General features: G+C 66.0%; 16 protein-coding genes and 1 riboswitch. Of the genes, 7 read left to right on the top strand and 9 right to left on the bottom strand.

The window, feature by feature from the left end; all coding sequences use genetic code 11:
* On the top strand, positions 1-576 hold a 576-nt coding region (locus tag E4K64_RS37785; RefSeq protein ID WP_135167538.1), incomplete at its 5' end, for a YdcF family protein.
* A 34-nt stretch (positions 577-610) separates the two neighbouring features.
* Positions 611-1,384 carry a lysophospholipid acyltransferase family protein gene (locus E4K64_RS37780; RefSeq protein WP_135167537.1) on the top strand — a complete coding sequence of 258 codons (774 nt, stop codon included), beginning with the start codon at positions 611-613 and terminating at the stop codon, positions 1,382-1,384.
* Here the strand turns inward: E4K64_RS37780 and E4K64_RS37775 are convergent.
* A complete protein-coding gene (locus tag E4K64_RS37775) occupies positions 1,381-1,992 on the bottom strand; it encodes a gamma-glutamylcyclotransferase (RefSeq protein WP_167772437.1) in 612 nt (203 codons plus the stop codon). The two genes, E4K64_RS37780 and E4K64_RS37775, sit on opposite strands and share 4 nt — an antisense overlap.
* Positions 1,993-2,102: 110 nt before the next feature.
* On the opposite strand from E4K64_RS37775, the gene E4K64_RS37770 reads away from it, so the two are divergent.
* Positions 2,103-3,287: a DUF2125 domain-containing protein gene (locus E4K64_RS37770; protein ID WP_135167536.1), complete on the top strand. Its 1,185-nt coding sequence runs from the start codon at positions 2,103-2,105 to the stop codon at positions 3,285-3,287.
* Between the two features lie 123 nt (positions 3,288-3,410).
* On the opposite strand, the gene E4K64_RS37765 is transcribed toward E4K64_RS37770, so the two are convergent.
* Genes E4K64_RS37765 through E4K64_RS37755 form a run of 3 tightly spaced genes read right to left on the bottom strand, consistent with a single transcriptional unit; the run spans position 3,411 to position 6,325 of the window.
* Positions 3,411-4,346 carry a prephenate/arogenate dehydrogenase family protein gene (locus E4K64_RS37765; RefSeq protein ID WP_126259384.1) on the bottom strand — a complete coding sequence of 312 codons (936 nt, stop codon included), beginning with the start codon at positions 4,344-4,346 and terminating at the stop codon, positions 3,411-3,413.
* Positions 4,343-5,440 carry a histidinol-phosphate transaminase gene (hisC, locus tag E4K64_RS37760; RefSeq protein ID WP_135167535.1) on the bottom strand — a complete coding sequence of 366 codons (1,098 nt, stop codon included), beginning with the start codon at positions 5,438-5,440 and terminating at the stop codon, positions 4,343-4,345. The genes E4K64_RS37765 and hisC overlap by 4 nt, the downstream gene beginning before the upstream one ends.
* Before the next feature lie 36 nt (positions 5,441-5,476).
* Complete coding sequence (locus E4K64_RS37755; protein WP_135167534.1) at positions 5,477-6,325, bottom strand: chorismate mutase; 849 nt, start codon at positions 6,323-6,325, stop codon at positions 5,477-5,479.
* Between the two features lie 156 nt (positions 6,326-6,481).
* Positions 6,482-6,561, top strand: a riboswitch (SAM riboswitch).
* A gap of 91 nt (positions 6,562-6,652) precedes the next feature.
* On the opposite strand from E4K64_RS37755, the gene metX reads away from it, so the two are divergent.
* Together metX and metW are read left to right on the top strand one after the other, a co-directional pair.
* Entirely contained in the window at positions 6,653-7,858 is a 1,206-nt protein-coding gene (gene metX, locus E4K64_RS37750; protein ID WP_135167539.1) for a homoserine O-acetyltransferase MetX, read from the top strand.
* A gap of 2 nt (positions 7,859-7,860) precedes the next feature.
* Positions 7,861-8,523 carry a methionine biosynthesis protein MetW gene (gene metW / locus E4K64_RS37745; protein ID WP_128920440.1) on the top strand — a complete coding sequence of 221 codons (663 nt, stop codon included), beginning with the start codon at positions 7,861-7,863 and terminating at the stop codon, positions 8,521-8,523.
* Positions 8,524-8,640: 117 nt separating this feature from the next.
* Here the strand turns inward: metW and E4K64_RS37740 are convergent, their stop codons facing one another.
* Positions 8,641-9,504 carry an alpha/beta fold hydrolase gene (locus tag E4K64_RS37740; protein ID WP_135167533.1) on the bottom strand — a complete coding sequence of 288 codons (864 nt, stop codon included), beginning with the start codon at positions 9,502-9,504 and terminating at the stop codon, positions 8,641-8,643.
* Positions 9,505-9,720: 216 nt separating this feature from the next.
* Here E4K64_RS37740 and E4K64_RS37735 point away from each other — a divergent pair, with 216 nt between their 5' ends.
* Positions 9,721-10,380: a TIGR02594 family protein gene (locus E4K64_RS37735; protein ID WP_135167532.1), complete on the top strand. Its 660-nt coding sequence runs from the start codon at positions 9,721-9,723 to the stop codon at positions 10,378-10,380.
* 125 nt (positions 10,381-10,505) lie between these two features.
* Here E4K64_RS37735 and E4K64_RS37730 read toward each other — a convergent pair whose 3' ends face one another.
* Positions 10,506-11,294, bottom strand: a complete 789-nt coding sequence (locus E4K64_RS37730; RefSeq protein ID WP_135167531.1) for an MOSC domain-containing protein — start codon at positions 11,292-11,294, stop codon at positions 10,506-10,508.
* A gap of 238 nt (positions 11,295-11,532) precedes the next feature.
* Between E4K64_RS37730 and clpB the strand changes: the two genes are divergently transcribed.
* Positions 11,533-14,184 carry an ATP-dependent chaperone ClpB gene (clpB, locus tag E4K64_RS37725; RefSeq protein WP_135167530.1) on the top strand — a complete coding sequence of 884 codons (2,652 nt, stop codon included), beginning with the start codon at positions 11,533-11,535 and terminating at the stop codon, positions 14,182-14,184.
* A gap of 83 nt (positions 14,185-14,267) precedes the next feature.
* On the opposite strand, the gene E4K64_RS37720 is transcribed toward clpB, so the two are convergent.
* The 3 genes from E4K64_RS37720 to E4K64_RS37710 all read right to left on the bottom strand — a co-directional run bounded on the left by E4K64_RS37720 (position 14,268) and on the right by E4K64_RS37710 (position 18,453).
* A complete protein-coding gene (locus tag E4K64_RS37720) occupies positions 14,268-14,534 on the bottom strand; it encodes a hypothetical protein (RefSeq protein WP_135167529.1) in 267 nt (88 codons plus the stop codon).
* 84 nt (positions 14,535-14,618) lie between these two features.
* The gene (locus E4K64_RS37715) at positions 14,619-16,238 is read right to left on the bottom strand and encodes an SMP-30/gluconolactonase/LRE family protein (protein ID WP_135167528.1); all 1,620 of its coding nucleotides are present in this window, start codon (positions 16,236-16,238) and stop codon (positions 14,619-14,621) included.
* A gap of 151 nt (positions 16,239-16,389) precedes the next feature.
* Positions 16,390-18,453 (bottom strand): M23 family metallopeptidase, encoded by a 2,064-nt coding sequence (locus tag E4K64_RS37710; RefSeq protein ID WP_135167527.1) that lies wholly within the window; start codon positions 18,451-18,453, stop codon positions 16,390-16,392.
* Between the last annotated feature and the right edge of the window lie 504 nt (positions 18,454-18,957).

Raw genomic sequence — 18,957 nt, 5'->3', positions numbered from 1 at the left:
CGCGGCGCCGAGATCGCACCGAGCCGCAAGGCTGACGGCATCGTGGTGCTGACCGGCGGCTCCTCGCGGGTGTCGGATGCGATGGAGCTGCTCGCTGCCGGCTACGGCAGGCGGCTATTGATCTCCGGCGTGCACCCAACCTCGACGGCGAGCGACATCTCCAGGACGCTGCCGGAGAACCAGTCCTTCATGACCTGTTGCGTCGATCTCGACCGCACCGCGCTCTCGACCCGCGGCAACGCGGCGGAGGCACGGCGCTGGGCCGAGGGGCGCCGCTTCAAGTCGCTGATCGTGGTCACTTCGAACTACCACATGCCGCGCGCCCTGGTGGAATTCTCGCATGCGATGCCGCAGACGGCGCTGATCCCGTTCGCGGTGGTTGGCGACAAATGGCGCGAGGAGCCGTGGTGGATCTCGGCGCCCACCTTGCGGCTGCTGCTGTTGGAATATGTCAAGTACATCGCGGCCGAGCTCAGGGTGCGGCTGGAGGATGTCGGGATTGACCTTTCGCCCGAGATGTCGGAGCAGCCTGCAGGGCAACAGCCAAAGCGGCCCGCCACCGCCCAGGCCAATTGACAAGCCAATTGATCGGCAAATTGATGGACCGTCGATGTTCCTGATTTTCCTGCGCTCGCTCGTGTTCAACGTGCTGTTCTACGCCGTGCTGGTGTGCCTCGCGATCGTGGCGCTGCCGACCTTCGCATTGCCGCCACGCGCCATGTTGACGGTCGCCGAATGGTGGGCGAAGGCGACGCTGGTCCTGATGCGCGTGGTCTGCAACATCAAGGTGGAATTCCGGGGTACGGAGAAGATTCCGCAGGGGCCGTTGGTGATCGTGGCGAAGCACCAGTCGTTCTGGGAGACCTTCGTGCTGCCGGGCTTCTTCCACCGCCCGATCTTCATCCTCAAGCGCCAGCTGATGCAGATCCCGGTGTTCGGTCAGTTCCTGGTCAAGACCGGTATGATCGCGATCGATCGCAATGCCGGCGTGAAGGCGCTCCTGGACATGACCCGGCGGGCGCGCGAGGCGGTGCGCAGCGGCCGGCAACTCGTCATCTTTCCGGAAGGCACGCGCCGCGCGCCTGGCGCGCCGCCGGATTACAAGACCGGCTTTGCGCAGATCTATTCGTCCTGTGGTGTGCCGTGCCTGCCGGTCGCGCTCAACTCCGGCCTGTTCTGGCCCCGCCGCACCTTCATGCGCTATCCCGGCACGCTCGTTGTGGAGTTCCTCGATCCGTTGCCGCCCGGCCTGCCGAAGGACGAGTTTCTCTCCCGCGTGCAGACGGCCATCGAGGACGCGACCGGCCGTCTCGTCGAAGCAGGCCGGAAAGAGCAGGAGCAATTGATCGGCTCGGCGCCGAGCTACAGGCCGGCGGAGAGCTAGCGGTTCTCGCGGTCTTCCACCGCCGCAGGCGCGTGCAGCGAATGCGCATCGCCATGCAGCATCAATGCAAGCTGATGCAGCTGCGTGTCGCGAAAGCCTTCGGCCTCGATCGCCTTCACCGTTGCGGTGACATAGTCGCGGTTGGCGCCCGACTGGCCATGGCCCTGGATGACATGGTGGTGCTGCTCGGCGAGCGACAGCCGGCCGGCATATTGCGCATGGCCGCGGTCAACGACATAGGTGAGCGCGGAGACGCGCTGGCGCGCGTCGTTCTGAAGCCATACCGAGCGCATCACCTCGCGATAAACCGAGGTGACCTGCTCGCGCGCGCGCAAGTAAGCGACGACCTCGGTGCGGTTCTTTTCAGCGACGCGGAAGGCGATGCCGCGGCAGGCGCCGCCGCGGTCGAGCCCAAGCACCAGGCCCGGCTTCTCCGGCGTCCCGCGATGCACGAAGGAATAGACGCAGAGCGCGCGATGCTCGCCGACCAGCCGCGCCGGGACGCGCTCCTCGAAGTCGAAGCCCGGCCGCCACATCAGTGAACCGTAGCCGAACACCCAGAGGTCGCCCTTGGCGATGGTGACGGAGGGGAGGGTGATTTCCGACATTTCGGGCACGGCTACCAGAACCATGCCCCGAAGCGAAGCGAATTCTCCGCCTTTCGTCGCAGACGGACCACGCTTACATTTGCCTGAATCTGGGATCAAAGGGTCGCCGCATGTCCAATATGACCGTTGCCGCAGGCCGTCGCTCCCGTTGGGGCCTCTTCGTCGCACCCATTCTTGTCCTGATCCTCGCCGTCGCGTGGAGCTGCTTCTGGTTCTATGCGGCCTCGCAGGCCGAAACGGCCGCAGACGCCTGGCGGGCGCAGGAGGCCAAGTCCGGCCGCATCTATGATTGCGCCAAGCGCTCGATCGCCGGCTTCCCGTTCCGCTTCGAGATCCAGTGCTCCGGCGCCAGCGTGTCCCTGGTCTCGCAGAACGCGAGCAAGACGCCGTTCACGGCCAAGCTCGACAACATCCTGGTCGTCGCCCAGGTCTACGATCCCAAGCTCGTGATCGCCGAATTTTCCGCACCCGCGACGCTCACCGACGGCGTCACGCAAAACACCTTCGTGGTGAACTGGAGCAAGGGCCGCAGCAGCGTCGTCGGCCTGCCCTCGGTGCCGGACCGCGCCTCCATCGTGTTCGACGATCCCTCGCTCAACCGCCTCGACGGCAGCGTGCAGGTGCCGCTTGCGCGCGCCAAGCAGGTCGAACTGCACGGCCGCCTTGCCGACGGCTCGCCCGCCGACCATCCCGTGATCGAAACCGTGCTCCATGTCGCGCAGGGCAGCATTCAGGGCGTTCATCCCCTGCTCGCCGAGCCGTTCGAGGCGGACACGCGCGCCAAGGTCACCGGTCTCTCCGACCTCACGCCAAAGCCGTGGCCGCAGCGCTTCCGCGAGATTCAGGCTGCCGGCGGTCACATCGAGATCGTGCAGTCGCGGATCCAGCAGGGTGAGATGATCGCGGTTGCGGCCGGCACGCTCGGCCTCTCGGCCAACGGCCGGCTTGACGGTGAATTGCAGATGACCGTGGCAGGCCTCGAGCGCGTGATTCCCGCGCTCGGCATCGAGAAGATGCTGGAGGAGGGCGTGCCGCAGGCAACGCTCGACCGCGTCGCACCCGGCGTGAAATCGCAGGACCTCACCAATTTGTTCGGCGCGCTCGATCGCGCCGTTCCCGGTCTCGGCAAGGTCATCAAGCAGAACGCCAATGCCGGTGTCGCCGCCGGCATCAACTCGATCGGTACCGAGAGCACGCTCGAAGGCAAGAAGGCACGCAGCTTTCCGCTGAAGTTCGTCGACGGCGCGGTGCTGCTCGGCCCGGTCAAGGTCGGCCAGATTCCGCCGCTGTATTGATAATTTGCAGTCTCGTCATTCCGGGGCGATGCGCAGCATCGAACCCGGAATCCATTTCGCGGCGTGCGCTGTGGCCCGATGGATTCCGGGCTCGCCCTTTGGGCGCCCCGGAATGACCGATGCCTACGGTTTCTTCAGCGCCGCATGCGGCCGGCCGAAATCGGGCGCGGCCGAGTCCTGGCCGATCTCGACGATGCCGCGGCGGATGGCGCGGGTGCGGGTGAAGTGGTCGAACAGCGCCTCGCCGTCGCCGCGACGGATCGCGCGCGTGAGCTTGGCGAGATCCTCGGTGAAGGTGCCGAGCATCTCCAGCACGGCCTCCTTGTTGGCGAGGAAGACGTCGCGCCACATCGTCGGATCGGAGGCCGCGATGCGGGTGAAATCGCGGAAGCCGCCGGCGGAGAACTTGATGACCTCTGACTCCGTCACCTGCGCCAGCTCGTCGGCAGTGCCCACGATGGTGTAGGCGATCAGATGCGGCAGATGGCTGGTGATCGCGAGCACGAGATCGTGGTGATCCGGCGTCATCACCTCGACCTTGGCGCCCATCGCCGCCCAGAACGCCCGCAGGCGATCGGTGGCCGCGGCATCGACGCCTTCGGGCGGGGTCAGGATGCACCAGCGGTTGATGAAGAGCTCGGCGAAGCCTGAATCCGGGCCCGAATGCTCGGTGCCCGCCACCGGGTGCGCCGGCACGAAATGAACGGTCTTCGGCAGATGCGGCGCCATGTCCCTGACGATCGCGCCCTTCACCGAACCGACGTCGGAGACAACGGCGCCGGGCTTCAGATGCGCGGCAATCTCCTGCGCCACCGGCCCGCAGGCGCCGACGGGAATGCAGAGGATGACGAGATCGGCATCCTTCACCGCTTCCGCATTGGTCGCCACGACCTTGTCGACGATGCCGAGCTCGGCGACGCGCGCGCGGGTCTGCTCCGAGCGCGCGGTGGTGACGATCTCGCCAGCCAGGCCCTGGAGCTTCGCAGCGCGCGCGATCGAGCCGCCGATCAGGCCGAAGCCGATCAGCGCGACGCGCTGGAAGTGCGCCTGCTCGCTCATTTGCCGGCCATGAAGTCGCGCAAGCCGTCGACCACGAGGCGGTTGGCCTCCTCGGTGCCGATGGTCATGCGCAGCGAATGCGGCAGGCCGTAATTCTTCAAGCCGCGCAGCACGAGCCCGCGCCTGGTGAGGAAGGCGTCGGCGTCGTCGGCGGTCTTGCCCTTGTCGGTCGGAAAGTGGATCAGCACGAAATTGGCGACGCTCGGCGTCACCTTCAGCCCGAGCTTGCCGATTTCCTCGGTCAGCCAGTTGCGCCAGGTCTCGGTGAATTGCTTCGACATCGCCTGATGCGCAGTGTCCTCGATCGCGGCGACCGCGGCATACATCGCCGGCGTCGACACGTTGAAGGGACCGCGGATGCGGTTGACGGCGTCGATGATGTGCTCGGGCCCGAACATCCAGCCGATGCGCAGCGCGGCGAGGCCGTGGATCTTGGAGAAGGTGTGGGTCACCACCGTGTTCTCGGTGGTGGCGACGAGCTCGATCCCCATTTCATAGTCATTACGAGAAACGTAGTCGCAATAGGCGGCATCCAGCACCAGCAGCACGTGCGAGGGCAGGCCGGCGCGCAGCCGCTTGACCTCGTCGAACGGCACATAGGTCCCGGTCGGATTGTTGGGGTTGGCGAGCCAGACCAGCTTGGTCTTCGGCGTCACCGCCTTGAGGATGGCATCGACGTCGCAGAAGAGATCCTTCTCCTGCGCGATGACGTTCTTGGCGCCGACCGCCATGGTCGCGATCGGGTAGACCAGGAAACCGTGCGTGGTGGAGATCGCCTCGTCGCCGTGGCTGAGATAGGTGTGGGCGAGCAGATTGAGGATCTCGTCCGAGCCGGCGCCGCAGATGATGCGGTTGGGGTCGAGCCCGAAGGAGCGGCCGATCGCCTCGCGCAGCACGCGCGAGGTGCCTTCCGGGTAGTCTTCCAGGTGGTCCGCCACGCGCTTGAACGCCTCGATCGCCTTGGGCGAAGGCCCGAACGGCGTCTCGTTGGCCGAGAGCTTGAACACCTTGCGGCCCGGTTCGGCGACCGGGCTCTTGCCGGGCGTGTAGGGCGCAATATCGAGAATGCCGGGATTCGGCACGGGGCGGGACATCTTGAACTCCGAAAATGGCAGGGCGTGGCGCGTGGTTTACGATTTCGCCCCGGTCGGGGGCACCGTATAGCGCGTTGCGTGGCTGCCGACGAGGGCCACAGAGCGCACCGAGGCCCCCGCCTCGATCAGGGCAGCCCTGATTTTATCGATGCTGGTCGCGCTCGTGACCGAGACCAGCAGCGCCGCGCCGTCGAAGGCGGTGTCGGGCACCGCGACGATCTCGGCGAGCGGCGACAGGGCGCGCGCGACTTCCGCGTTCCACCCCGACACGCGGACGCTGAAGGTCTCGACCTCCGTGTCCAGGGCGCTGTCGGCGACGCGCGAGACCGCGAACACCGGCAGTGCAGCCGGATGGTCGGCGCGCTCGACGAAGGGCATCCGCGCGATGATCTTCGGCGCGCCGTCGGCTTCCAGCTCCAGCCACCACGGCGTGCGGCTCGACGTCGCCGAGACCAGCGCCAGATCGCCCTTGGATCTCGCCACCGCCTCGACCGCGGCCTGCGCGCTGAAATGCGCGACGTAAGGCACCGTGAAGCCGAAATGGAAGCGCACGGAATCGCGCATCGCCGGCTCGCTCGCCGAGATGTCGGCATGCACCGAGAACGGCGCCTGCACATAGGTGAAGGTCGAGATGATGACGCGCCAGATGCTCTCGACCGTGTCGAGCGGCAGGATGCCGCGATGGCGCCGCACGAGGTCGCGCATCATGGCGGCCTCGCGCGCCGGGCGGAACGCCGAGCCGACTTCCTGGGTCTGCTTCACCTGGATCAGGCGGTCGATGATGTCGCCGCGCTGCATCAACAGGCGATGCATGCTCTCGTCGATCGCGTCGATCTCCTTGCGCAGTTCCTGCAGCGATGGCGGCGCGGGCGGACGTTGGGACATATCTGGCTGTCGATCGTTCCGAATGGGGATGCTCTGATTAGGCAGTCGGGGCGGCGAAAGCAAAGAGAAATGACGTCCTGTCCAGGCGACGCGGCAGAGGCGGATTGAGCCGATCCGGGCCGCGACTTGACGAAAACCGCCCAAGACGGTAGCTTTTGCCCGTTCCGTGGTCATTTGAGCCGGCCGGCTTGCAGCCACGTTAAAAAACTCGCTAAACAGGCCGGGGACGCTTCCGATCCCGGCCGAACCTATCGTTCAGGCCGGGTTTTTCATGGCCTGATGCAAGTGGCGATCAAGCGTTTGATCGCAAACGAGGTCGATGGTCAGATGGGTGGCGTCAAGTCGATACCGAGTCCTGCGATCAGCGCCGACGAGCGGTCGCACGAGGTGGATCATCCGAGCTCGCAGGTTGCGCATTTCGGCACCGAGCAGCCGCTGCGGCTCGATTGCGGTGTCGATCTCAGCCCGTTCCAGATCGCCTACCAGACCTATGGCGAGCTCAACGCCGATCGCTCCAACGCGGTCCTGATCTGCCATGCCCTGACCGGCGATCAGCATGTCGCCAATGTCCATCCCGTCACCGGCAAGCCCGGTTGGTGGGAAACCCTGGTCGGTCCCGGCCGTCCGATCGATCCCAAGCACTACTTCATCATCTGCTCCAACGTGATCGGCGGCTGCATGGGCTCGACCGGCCCGGCGTCGATCAATCCCGCCACCGGCAAGGTCTGGGGGCTCGAATTTCCCGTCATCACGATTCCGGACATGGTGCGCGCGCAGACCATGCTGATCGACCGGCTCGGCATCGACACGCTGTTTGCGGTGGTCGGCGGCTCGATGGGCGGCATGCAGGTGCTGCAATGGACCGCGGCCTATCCTGGGCGCGTGTTCTCCGCGCTGGCGATCGCCTGCGCGACGCGGCACTCGGCGCAGAACATCGCCTTCCACGAGCTCGGCCGTCAGGCCGTGATGGCCGATCCCGATTGGCACGGCGGCAGCTATGCCGATCGCGGCATCCATCCGCATCGCGGGCTCGCGGTGGCGCGCATGGCGGCGCACATCACCTATCTCTCCGACGCGGCGCTGCATCGCAAGTTCGGCCGGCGCATGCAGGACCGCGAGCTGCCGACCTTCTCGTTCGACGCCGACTTCCAGGTCGAGTCCTATCTGCGCTACCAGGGCTCCTCCTTCGTCGAGCGTTTCGATGCCAATTCCTATCTCTATCTGACGCGCGCGATGGACTATTTCGACATCGCCGCGGACCATGGCGGCGTGCTCGCAAAGGCGTTCGCGGGAATTGCGACCCGCTTCTGCGTCGTCTCCTTCACCAGCGACTGGCTGTTTCCGACCTCGGAATCGCGCGCGCTGGTGCATGCGCTGAACGCCTCGAGCGCGCGCGTGTCGTTCGCGGAGATCGAGACCGATCGCGGTCACGACGCCTTCCTGCTCGACGTGCCCGAATTCTTCGACATCTCGCGCGCCTTCCTGCAATCGGCAGGCAAGGCGCGCGGGCTCACCGGCAACAAGGACGGCTAGCGATGTCTGTACAGGAAGTGCTGCCGCTCGGCGGCCTTGCGGCGGGGCAGTCCGGCCAGTTTCGCGCCGATCACCTCCTGGTCGCCGAGATGGTCAAGCCGGGCTCGAAAGTGCTCGACGTCGGCTGCGGCGAGGGCGACCTGCTTCAGCTCCTGGAGACCCGCGGCATCGACGGCCGCGGCATCGAGCTGTCACGCGAGGGCGTCAACCGCTGCGTCGCCAAGGGGCTCGCGGTTGTGCAGGGCGACGCCGACACCGACCTCGTCAACTATCCCGACGATGCCTTCGACTACGTGATCCTTTCGCAGACGCTGCAGGCGACGCGGCAGCCGCGGGTGGTGCTGGAAAATCTGCTGCGCATCGGCCGAAGAGCCATCGTCTCGTTCCCGAATTTCGGCTTCTGGAAGATGCGGCTGCAGCTCCTGATCGGCGGCCACATGCCGCGCACCGAGAACCTGCCGGCGACCTGGTATGACACCGCCAACATCCATTTCTGCACCATCAAGGACTTCGTTCAGCTCTGCGACGAGATCAACGTCAAGATGGAGCGCTCGGTGGCGCTCGATCTCTACGGCCGCCCGGTGCCGCTGAACCTGCCCTGGTGGGTGTGGAACATGTTCGGCGAGCAGGCGGTGTTTCTGCTGAGCCGGGGCGGGGGGAAGTGACGCCGCAGGCGTCATTCCGGGGCGATGCGAAGCATCGAGCCCGGAATCCATCGTGCCACAGCGTTTGCGGCCCGATGGATTCCGGGCCTGCGCCTTCGGCGCATCCCGGAATGACAGCTAGTGTGGGGCCAGCGAGCGCGGATCCCGCGCCGACCAGCGCCCCGCTTCCACCAGCGTGACGAACCGCTCGACGCTCTCATTGAACAGCGCCGGCTCTTCGAGATTGAGCACGTGGCCGGATTTCGGAAACATCGCCAGCCCCGCCGCGGGAAGGTGCTTTTTCAGGAACAGGCTTGCGCCCACGCACGGATCGTCCTCGTCGCCGCAGATGATCAGCGCCGGCGTCGTCGCCTTCCTGATCGCATCCGTCATCGTGTAGATCGACGGACGGCCGCCCTGGAAGCCGCGCATCGTGCGCGCCGAACCCTTGGCGTCGTGACGCGCCAGCGCGGCGTAGAAATCGGCGTGGCCGCGCGGATCCTTCACCAGGAAGGGAATCCGGCTCGGCGCCTCGCGAGTGACCTTTGCGACTTCGGCGGAGCCCAGCGTCTCGAACTGCTCGGCATTGGCGCGGCACTGCTGGCGCCAGGCCTCCAGATTCTCGATCTCCGAACCCGAGCCGACGCCGGCCAGCGTCATCGACAGCGCGCGCTGCGGTGCGTTCAATCCGATTTGGAGCGACGAATAGGCGCCCATCGACAGGCCGACGAGATGCGCGCGCTCGATTCCGAGATGATCGAGCACCGCGAGCGCGTCGCTGTAGAAATGCGTGTAGCTGTAGACCTCGCCCTCGGGCACGTCCGACGGCGTGTAGCCGCGCGCCGAATAGGTGATGCAGCGGTGGCCGCGCGAGAAGTAACGCATCTGCGGCTCCCAATTGGTGTAGTCGGCCGCGAACTCGTGCAGAAAAATGATCGGCGTTCCCTGACCCGCCTCTTCGAAATAGATGCGGACGTCGTCCCTGCTCGTGGCGTGGGGCATTAACCGTTTCCCTCTGTTCAAGCCGCTTTCGCAGGATTGCAGTTAATGCTGTTGTCCGCAATGCGGCGGCATCGGACCAGTGTCGGCGCAAAATCATCGCAGCTATTCGCAGACTTTCCGCGTCTTTTTCTCGCCACATCCGGCGGCTTAACGGCCGGACGGATGTCGGCTCTTGCACGGGCCGGCGGGAAGTGGGGTGTCAACGAAGGATGAAGAATGGTTGAGTTGTTTGCGTCTCGCCGGTCGCGTTGTGTTGTTGCGCTGGCGATCTTCTCCGCGGCTTTTGCCGCGTTCGTTTCTCCGGCCTCAGCGCGGCCGCATCATCGTCATAGCGCAGAGCGGCACGCTTACGTGCACCACGCCAGACATCATCATCATCGCCACCACGCACGCAGCTCGCGCTTCGAGCGCAGCGCTGCGCAGTTGCAGGCGAGCGGATTCGCCGGCACTCAGGCGAGCTACGATCCGAACGCCAATCGCGGCGGCATGGCCACCAACACCATGGCCGCGAGCGGCGGCTTCGGTGGCGGCTCGGGCCTCGTCTCCGAGGCGCGCCGCTACATCGGCGGCAATCCGACCGGGCGCGGCAGCCTGTGGTGCGCGCGCTTCATGAACATGGTGCTGCAGCACACCGGTCATCAGGGCACCGGATCGGACATGGCGAGCTCGTTTGCGCGCTACGGCACGCGCGTCTCCGGTCCGCAGGTCGGCGCCATCGCGGTGATGTCGCGCGGTCGTCGCGGCGGCCATGTCGGCATCGTCACCGGCATCGACGCGCAGGGCAATCCGATCATGATCTCCGGCAACAACGGCAACCGCGTCCGCGAGGCGCCGGTCTCGCGCGGGAAGATCTATGCGTATGTGATGCCGAATTGAGGTGACGACAGCGACGGTCTCGTAGAGTGGGCAAAGGCGCACTTGCGCCGTGCCCACCATATCTTTCGGTCGCAGAATTGCGTGGGCACGCTTCGCTTTGCCCACCCTACGGCAGCGGCGCAAGCTCACAGCAGCTTCGGCTGTCCCACCGCGACCGCATCGCCCACGCCGATCTCGCCACCTTCGATCACCTCGGCATAGATGCCGCAGTCCATGTGGCCGAGGTGGCGCGAGAGCGTCGGCGGGATCTCGAGATCGCGTTTGGCCGTCACCGGGTCCACATTGGTGGCGGGGCAACGGACGATGCGCTTGACCACCTTCAGCCGCGCCTGTCCGATCGCAAGCGTCTGGCCGACGAGATCGAGCTCCGACCAGGCCGGCCAGCCTTTGACGTAGAGATTGGCGCGGAAGCGCAGCGGATGCACGGCGGTGCCGCCCAGCATGGTCTCGATGGCGCGGACACTGCCGAGATTAATGATGGAGACCACCTTGCGGGCGACGTCGGAGAAGCTGTGGTCGCGGCCGGACAGCAGCTTCGGCGGGCCCTTGAGTTCCGGCTGAAAGTTCTCCGCGAAGTAGCGCTCGATGGCCGCCCGCCCGGCCGTGGTCTCGAGGTCCCCGCTGGCGACGACCTGACCGTCCCTGCGGATGGTCAGGACATTGCTGGCGTCGTCGAAATGGCTGTCGAGCTCGGCCAACCGCTCATTGCGTGCCAGCATCAGAAACTGGATTTTCGGCTTCCATTCGGGCGCATCAGGATCGAAGCCGCTCGGGCCGTTCTCGATGGCGTAGCGGCGGTCGGCGGGCAGGGTCTGGCCCACCCGCAAGGGGGCGCGGCGCAGGGGCTCCGGCGTCAGGCCCTTGATCGGGTAGCGGTAGAGGCCGGTGATCTCGGCGGTCTGGCTGGCTGTCATGCCGCTACTTAGGGGATTCGACCGGTCCGCGCCAAGCAGCCGAGAAGCGCACGAAATTGTGAACTCGCCTCTTTCGTTCCGCCGGACCGCTTCCCACATCTGCCTCAGGCCGGCGGCAAGCTGGCAAAAGACCGACGTTTCCGCTTGAGAATCCTCAATGCGGTCAGCCGAAACCCAATGAAGATGCCGTATTGGGGTGCCTGAGAGGGCCCCAAGGGCAGGCCGAGGGACAGAAAAGATGAATATCGAGAAATATACCGAACGCTCCAGAGGCTTCATCCAGTCCGCGCAGTCGCTCGCGATGCGCGAGGGGCACCAGCAGTTTTCGACCCTGCACATGCTGAAGGTTCTGCTGGACGACAATGAGGGGTTGGCTTCCGGCCTGATCGACCGCGCCGGCGGCAATTCCCGTGCAATTCTGAAGGCGACCGAGGACGCCCTGAACAAGGTGCCGAAGGTCTCCGGCGGCGGCGCCGGCCAGATCTATCTGGCGCCCGAGCTCGCCCGCACCTTCGACGCCGCCGAGAAGGCTGGCGAGAAGGCCGGTGACAGCTTCGTCACCGTCGAGCGGCTGCTGCTCGGGCTCACGCTGGAGAAGACCAGCGAGGCCGGCACGATCCTGAACAAGGGCGGCGTCACCCCGCAAAACCTCAACGCGGCGATCGAGGCGCTGCGCAAGGGCCGCACCGCGGACTCCGCGACCGCCGAGAACGCTTATGATGCGCTGAAGAAATATGCCCGCGACCTGACCCAAGCGGCGCGCGACGGCAAGCTCGATCCGGTCATCGGCCGCGACGAGGAGATCCGGCGGACCATCCAGGTGCTGTCGCGTCGGACCAAGAACAATCCCGTTCTGATCGGTGAGCCCGGCGTCGGCAAGACCGCCATCGCCGAAGGCCTTGCGCTGCGCATCGTCAACGGCGACGTGCCGGAGAGCCTGAAGGACAAGAAGCTGCTGTCGCTCGATCTCGGCGCGCTGATTGCCGGCGCGAAGTATCGCGGTGAGTTCGAGGAGCGGCTGAAAGCCGTGCTCCAGGAGGTGACCGGGAGCGAGGGCACTTTCATCCTGTTCATCGACGAGATGCACACGCTGATCGGCGCCGGCAAGGGCGACGGCGCGATGGACGCCTCCAACCTGCTCAAGCCGGCGCTCGCGCGCGGCGAGCTGCACTGCATCGGCGCGACCACGCTCGACGAATACCAGAAGCACGTCGAGAAGGATGCCGCGCTGGCGCGGCGCTTCCAGCCGATCTTCGTCAGCGAGCCCTCGGTCGAGGACACGATCTCGATCCTGCGCGGCTTGAAGGACAAGTACGAGCAGCACCATGGCGTGCGGATCACCGATTCCGCGCTGGTGGCGGCGACGACCCTGTCCAACCGCTACATCACCGATCGCTTCCTGCCCGACAAGGCGATCGACCTGATGGACGAGGCCGCGGCCCGGCTGAAGATGCAGGTCGATTCCAAGCCGGAAGAGCTGGATTCGCTCGACCGCGAGATCATCCGGCTCAAGATCGAGCAGGAAGCGCTGAAGAAGGAAACCGATCCCGGCTCCAAGTCCAGGCTCCAGACGCTGGAGAAGGACCTGGCCGAGCTCGAGGAGAAGTCGGCCGCGCTGACGGCGCGCTGGAGCGCTGAGAAGAACAAGCTCTCCGACGCCCAGAAGCTGAAGGCCGAGCTCGACGGCTTGCGGGTCGAACTCGCCAACGCGCAGCGGCGCGGCGAATTCCAGAAGGCCGGCGAGCTCGCCTATGGCCGGATCCCGCAGCTCGAGAAGCAGCTTGCCGAGATCGAGGCCAAGGACGACACAAGGCAGAACTCCGGCGAGATGGTGGAGGAGGCGGTCACCGCCAACCACATCGCGCAGGTGGTCTCGCGCTGGACCGGCGTGCCCGTCGACAAGATGCTGGAAGGCGAGAAGGAGAAGCTCCTGAAGATGGAGGAGCAATTGGGGCAACGCGTCGTCGGCCAGGCCGAGGCCGTGCGCGCGGTCGCAACCGCCGTGCGCCGCTCGCGCGCCGGCCTGCAGGACCCGAACCGCCCCACTGGCTCGTTCATGTTCCTGGGGCCGACCGGCGTCGGCAAGACCGAGCTGACCAAAGCCTTGGCCGAGTACCTGTTCAACGACGAGACCGCGATGGTCCGCCTCGACATGTCCGAGTACATGGAGAAGCACTCGGTCTCGCGGCTGATCGGCGCGCCTCCGGGCTATGTCGGCTATGACGAGGGCGGCGCGCTCACCGAGGCGGTGCGGCGCCGGCCTTACCAGGTCGTGCTGTTCGACGAGATCGAGAAGGCGCATCCTGACGTCTTCAACGTCCTGCTGCAGGTGCTAGACGACGGCCGCCTGACCGACGGCCAGGGCCGCACCGTCGACTTCCGCAATACGCTGATCATCATGACCTCGAACCTCGGGTCGGAGTATTTGGTGAACCAGCCCGAGGGCGAGGACACCTCGGCCGTGCGCGAGCAGGTGATGGGAATGGTGCGCGGACATTTCCGCCCCGAATTCCTCAACCGCGTCGACGAGATCATCCTGTTCCACCGCCTGCAGCGCAGCGAGATGGGCCGGATCGTCGAGATCCAGTTCGCGCGGCTGCAGAAGCTGCTGACCGATCGCAAGATCGTGCTGACGCTCGATGCGGCCGGCCGCGACTGGCTCGCCGCCAAGGGCTGGGATCCCGCCTACGGCGCACGTCCGCTGAAGCGCGTGATCCAGCGCCACCTCCAGGACCCGCTCGCCGAGATGATCCTCGCGGGCGACGTCAAGGACGGCGACAGCGTTGCGATCTCGTCCGAAGGCAACGTGCTGACCTTCAACGGCAAGGCGCCGCAGACCGCCGAGATCACCCCGTTCGAGGCGCCAGTGGCGAAGCGCAAGCTGAACTGAGCGCGGGCGTTCGAAAGCGACCGGACGCCCCGGAGAGGTCAACCTCTCCGGGGCGTTTGACTTGTCCGACGACGGCCCGCCAGTTAACCGAGTGCTGATGCGGAGCCGGGAGCGGCAGGGCCTTGCTCCTCGTCGTCTTCAGCGAGATCAGACAGAATATCTACGAGCTCACGCACCCGCCCCTGCGCCAGCGGCCGCAAATCGTTGATCATCGGCTCGTCATTGGCGAGCCAGGCCATGGCTTCTGCGAGCTCCTCCGCGGTTGCGCCGGTTCCGATAATCTGGGCGATGGTGACATCGTCTGCGCCGTCTACCGCCTTGGCGACATCGTCGCGTGAGAGGTGCGTCATGGGGCAGCCCTCCTGTTGTCCGCTTCGTCAGCGTCCAACCGGAAACCGGCCCACCGGTTCCCGGCCAACGCCTGCAACCCAAGCCTACTTCTTGGCGGCCTTGTAAATGGCATTCTCGACATCCGAGCTGAAATAGATGACGCCCGTCGCCCCGACTGCAACCCCCGTCGGAATATTGCTCGGCAATCCGCCCGGCGCGCCCGGCAGGCCGATCGGGAGATTGGCCGCGATCTCGGTGATCTTGCCGCTGTCCGGCGCGATTTCGATCAGCCGCTTGGCGCCGACTTCCGCCACGATCAGCTTGCCGTCGCTGCCGCGCGCGATGCCTTCCGGCATTTTCAGCTCCTTGGCGAGCACCGTCTTCTCGCCCTTGCTGTCGATCCGGGACACGGTGCCAGCAAAGGCCTCGGTGACGTAGACCTCGTCGGTCTTGCCGCGAACCAGCCCGACCGGGCCCTCGAGGTCGCCGATCAGCGTCGCACGGTCCTTGCCGTGCTCGCCGCTCACCTTGACCAGCGACTTGGTGCCGAGCTCGGCGACCAAGATGCTGCCGTCCGCGAGCACGATCGCGTCGTGCGGCGCCTTGAAGCCGTGCAGCATGTCGCGCGTCGCGCCGGTCTTGGCGTCGATCACCTGCACGGTGCCGGTGAACCAGCTCGACAGCACCACATCGTTGCCCTGCGCCGTCGCGCTCATCGGATATTCGAGCGTCGTGCCCGCGGCGTGCATGCGCGCCTTCTCGGTGACCTCGCCGGTCGCGCCGTCCACCGTGCGGTAGGCGAACACGTCGGCGACGTGGATCGTATCCTTGCCGTTCTCCGAGGTGACGCCGATGCCGCCGGGCAGCGCCAGCTTGCCGATGATGATCTGCCTGGCCTGGCCGGTCGCGGGATCGACCTCCTGAATGCCGTTGTCGGCCATGTTGGAGACGTAGATGCGGTCCTTGTCGTCGATGGCAAGGTTGTCCAGCGACGGCTTCAATTGCGCGACAATAGTCTTGCTGCCCGATTTGGGATCGACCTGGACGAGCTGGCCGAGTGCGGTGTCGATCACAAAGAGATTGCCTTTGGAATCGAAGTTCACCGCGGCCGGGATCTTGAAGCCGTCGGCGACGACGGTCAGCTCGGCCTTGTCGACGTCGACCTTGGCGACCTGGCCCTTGAACCAGAGCGGGCCGTAGAGCTTGTCGTCGGGACCAAACTCGAAGCCGTTGAGGCCGCCCATCTTCTCCATGATCTGGCGCGGCGGCTTCAAGCCCTCGACGTCGATCTCGTAGAGCGTGTCGCCGAGGAAGACGGTGGTGGCGTAGAGCCGGCCGTCCTTGCGGAAAGCGAGCGAGTTGATGCCGGGAAGGCCGCTCGCGAGCTTCTTGATCGGGCCGTCGCCCTTGCGGGCATAGAGATCGCCGGTCAAGAATCCGGTCCAGGCCATGGTGCCGTCAGGGGCGAACGCGATGTCGTCGGCCATGCCCACAGGCGAAGGGATTGCAACCTTGGCGCTACCGCCGGAGATATCGACCTCGTAAAGCGCCGCGCCGGCGACGCTGCCGGCGAACAGATGGCCGGCCCTGTCGACGCCGAGCCCGTGCACGCCATGGAATGTCGAGCCGGGAACGAGCTTCGTGACCTCCCAGCTGTCGGCCGACGCGCTCGTGGTGGCGAAAAGCGCGGCGACCAGGGCTGCGCAGGCGAGCCTGTTGTTCATGGCGAGACCTCCCGTTTTTTGGAAAGTATTCGCCGCTCACGCTGCTTTGGCAAACGAAACTTGACGTTGTAACGCCGCGAAGCGGCCTTGCTCGATCAACGTCGAATTCGGGGCGTATTTGGAGACGTCAGCCGATGTCGGCCGGCTGCGGCTAGCGGTTGGTGACCTGCAGCGGGCCGCCGGTGGCGTCCGACATGCGGGCGATGGCGCCGCCGCGGCCGCTCATCATGCCCTCGAGCCGGTCGCGCTCCTTCTCGAAGCTTGCGAGCATCGGGCCCTCGAGCGAACGGCCGCGCGGCAGCTTCACGCGCATCGGGTCGACGAAGCGGCCGTTGACCAGGATCTCGTAATGCACATGCGGGCCGGTCGACTGGCCGGTCGAACCGACGAAGCCGATCACCTGGCCCTGACGCACCTTCTTGCCCGCCTCCATGCCCTTGGCGAAGGCCGACATGTGACCGTAGGCGGTCTCGTAGCCGTTGGAATGCTTGATGCGGATGTACTTGCCGTAGCCGCCCTCGGGGCCGGCCTTCTCGATCACGCCGTTGCCGGAGGCGAAGATCGGCGTGCCGTAGGCGGTGGCCCAGTCGACGCCGGTGTGCATCTTCACATAGCCGAGGATCGGATGGCGACGACCGCCGAAGCCGGAGCGCATGATGGCGTTGTTGATCGGCTTCCTGACCAGGAACTTCTTCGCGCTCTTGCCGGTCTCGTCGTAATAGTCGACGACGCCGTCGTCGGGGCTCTGGTAGCGGTAGTATTTCTTGGTCTCGCCGCCGACGGTGAGGGAGGCGAACAGCACGTCGTTCTTTTCGCTCGAGGTCACGCCCTCGTCTTCGCCGGCATAGAACACGTCGAAGGAATCGCCCGGCTGCACCTTGCGCTGGAAATCGACGTCGTAGGAGTAGATCTTGATCATGTCCTCGATGACCGGCATCGGCACCTTGTTGCGCATCGCGGTCTCGTAGATGCTCTGGTACAGCCGCACGCCGGAGCCGTCATCGTCGTCATCGTCGTCGCTGTTGGCGCTGGCCGCCGCGTCGGCGGCGGTGTTCATGCTGGAGACGTCGACCGCGACGTATTTGCCGAGATCGGACAGCGCCGCGATCGCCTCGACCATGGTCTCGTTGGCGACGACGACGCGGTAGGGCTGGAGGCGGGCGCCGGGACTCGCGGGCGCCATCAGGATGCGGAGCTTCTCGCCCTCCTTGAGGCCGCCGTCGCGGCCGCGCGGCCCGAGCGTCGCGGTGATCGCCTTGATCTCGTCGGCGTTGGCGCCGAGATCGCGCAGCACGCCGGCGACGGTGTCGCCCTTCTTGACCAGATGGACGCGTTCACCGTTGGGATTGCCGCCGGTGATCTGCTCCTTGGTCTTGGGCAGCAGCGTGACGTTTTCCGGCACCACGCGCGTCTCGAAGCCGGCATAGGGATCGGACGGCGAGGCCTCGGCGGCGTAGGCGGTCCTGATATCGGAGGGGCCGGCCGCGCCGGAGATGTCGGCGGCGGCATTGGCGAGCGAGGCGTAGCGCACCCCGCCATTGCCGCGCCAATTGGCGGCGTCGCGGACCCGCATCAGGATGTCGTCGAGCGCCACCACGGCGGAAATCTTCGCCTTCGGCAGCACCTGCGACAGGTCCTTGGTGACGAAGGAGACCTCCGCGTCGGGCTCGACGGCTTCCGGATTGTTCGGGTCTTCCGCTGCCGTCTTCGGATCGGAGCCGACATCGGTGAGCAGGCGCTGGGCGTTGAACGGCGGAATCTTCGCCGACAGATCGCTCGTCGTCATCGACAGGTTGCCGGCGATGCGGACGAAGGGGCGCACCCGCATCACGTCGCGGTTGCCGACGCGGGCGACCGTGGAGACGCGCACGATGTTGCGCGAGGCGGTGGATTCGCTCGGCGGCGGCAGGCGGTCGCTCTTGTGCAGCGTGGCGGCGCGATCGGCGGCACCGAAGGCGCCGCGCAGCGCGCCCTCGACCCGCTCCGGCACCTTGGCGAAGGTCATCTCGCCGTCGAGAGATGCGAAAACGGCGCCGCCGATCAGGGCTGCGCCGCAGAGTCCGGTCAAGATCGTGCCGCTGAACCATTGCACCGAGACGCGGCGGCGGTCGATCACGGCGGCTTCAGAACCGTCGACGGACAGCGGCGGCTCGTGGCCGAGATCGATGATCCCGGTCTCACGCCCGTAAGCGCCGCGTGTCGTCCTGTGGTTCACTCAAGTCCCCCAATCAACGACCCAAGAAGCCCGCTTCGAACCTCATCCCTGGCCGCCCTCTTGAAGGGGATCGCCGGAAAAAGGCAAGCCGCACAGGCGCTCGCGCTCAGAAGGCCCCTCGGAGGGGCCGGCCGAAATTACGAACAGCTGGACGGATAAAGCTCTCTCGATGTCTCTCGAATGTCCGGGGAAGGCCGCGTCATCTGCAAGATCGCCTTCCTCTGACCCCATGAAAACCGCCGGCAGCCCCCACTGGCATCCCGCGATTCAAGCTTGTCTCTTATCAGAACGCCGCGGGAATGTGGCTCAAGTACGGCGCCTGTCATGGAAAAAGTTTCCTGAGCGGCTGGGCGCAAAGGGCCCCCGTTTGACCGGGGAGGCTTGGCCCGATCTGGCAGGACCCATCCGGCCCGGGGCCTCGTCTGGGGTCATCGGGCCGGGCTGGATGCTCCCGTCTGCATCAGGCGGGAGCGCCCGGAGAAGGGTGAGCGGGGAGGACCGGGG

The organism is Bradyrhizobium frederickii (assembly GCF_004570865.1).
In the GTDB taxonomy this organism is placed as follows: Bacteria; Pseudomonadota; Alphaproteobacteria; order Rhizobiales; family Xanthobacteraceae; genus Bradyrhizobium; species Bradyrhizobium frederickii.
Note: the sequence above shows the minus strand (reverse complement) of the source record. Positions and strands in the feature narration are given on the sequence as shown.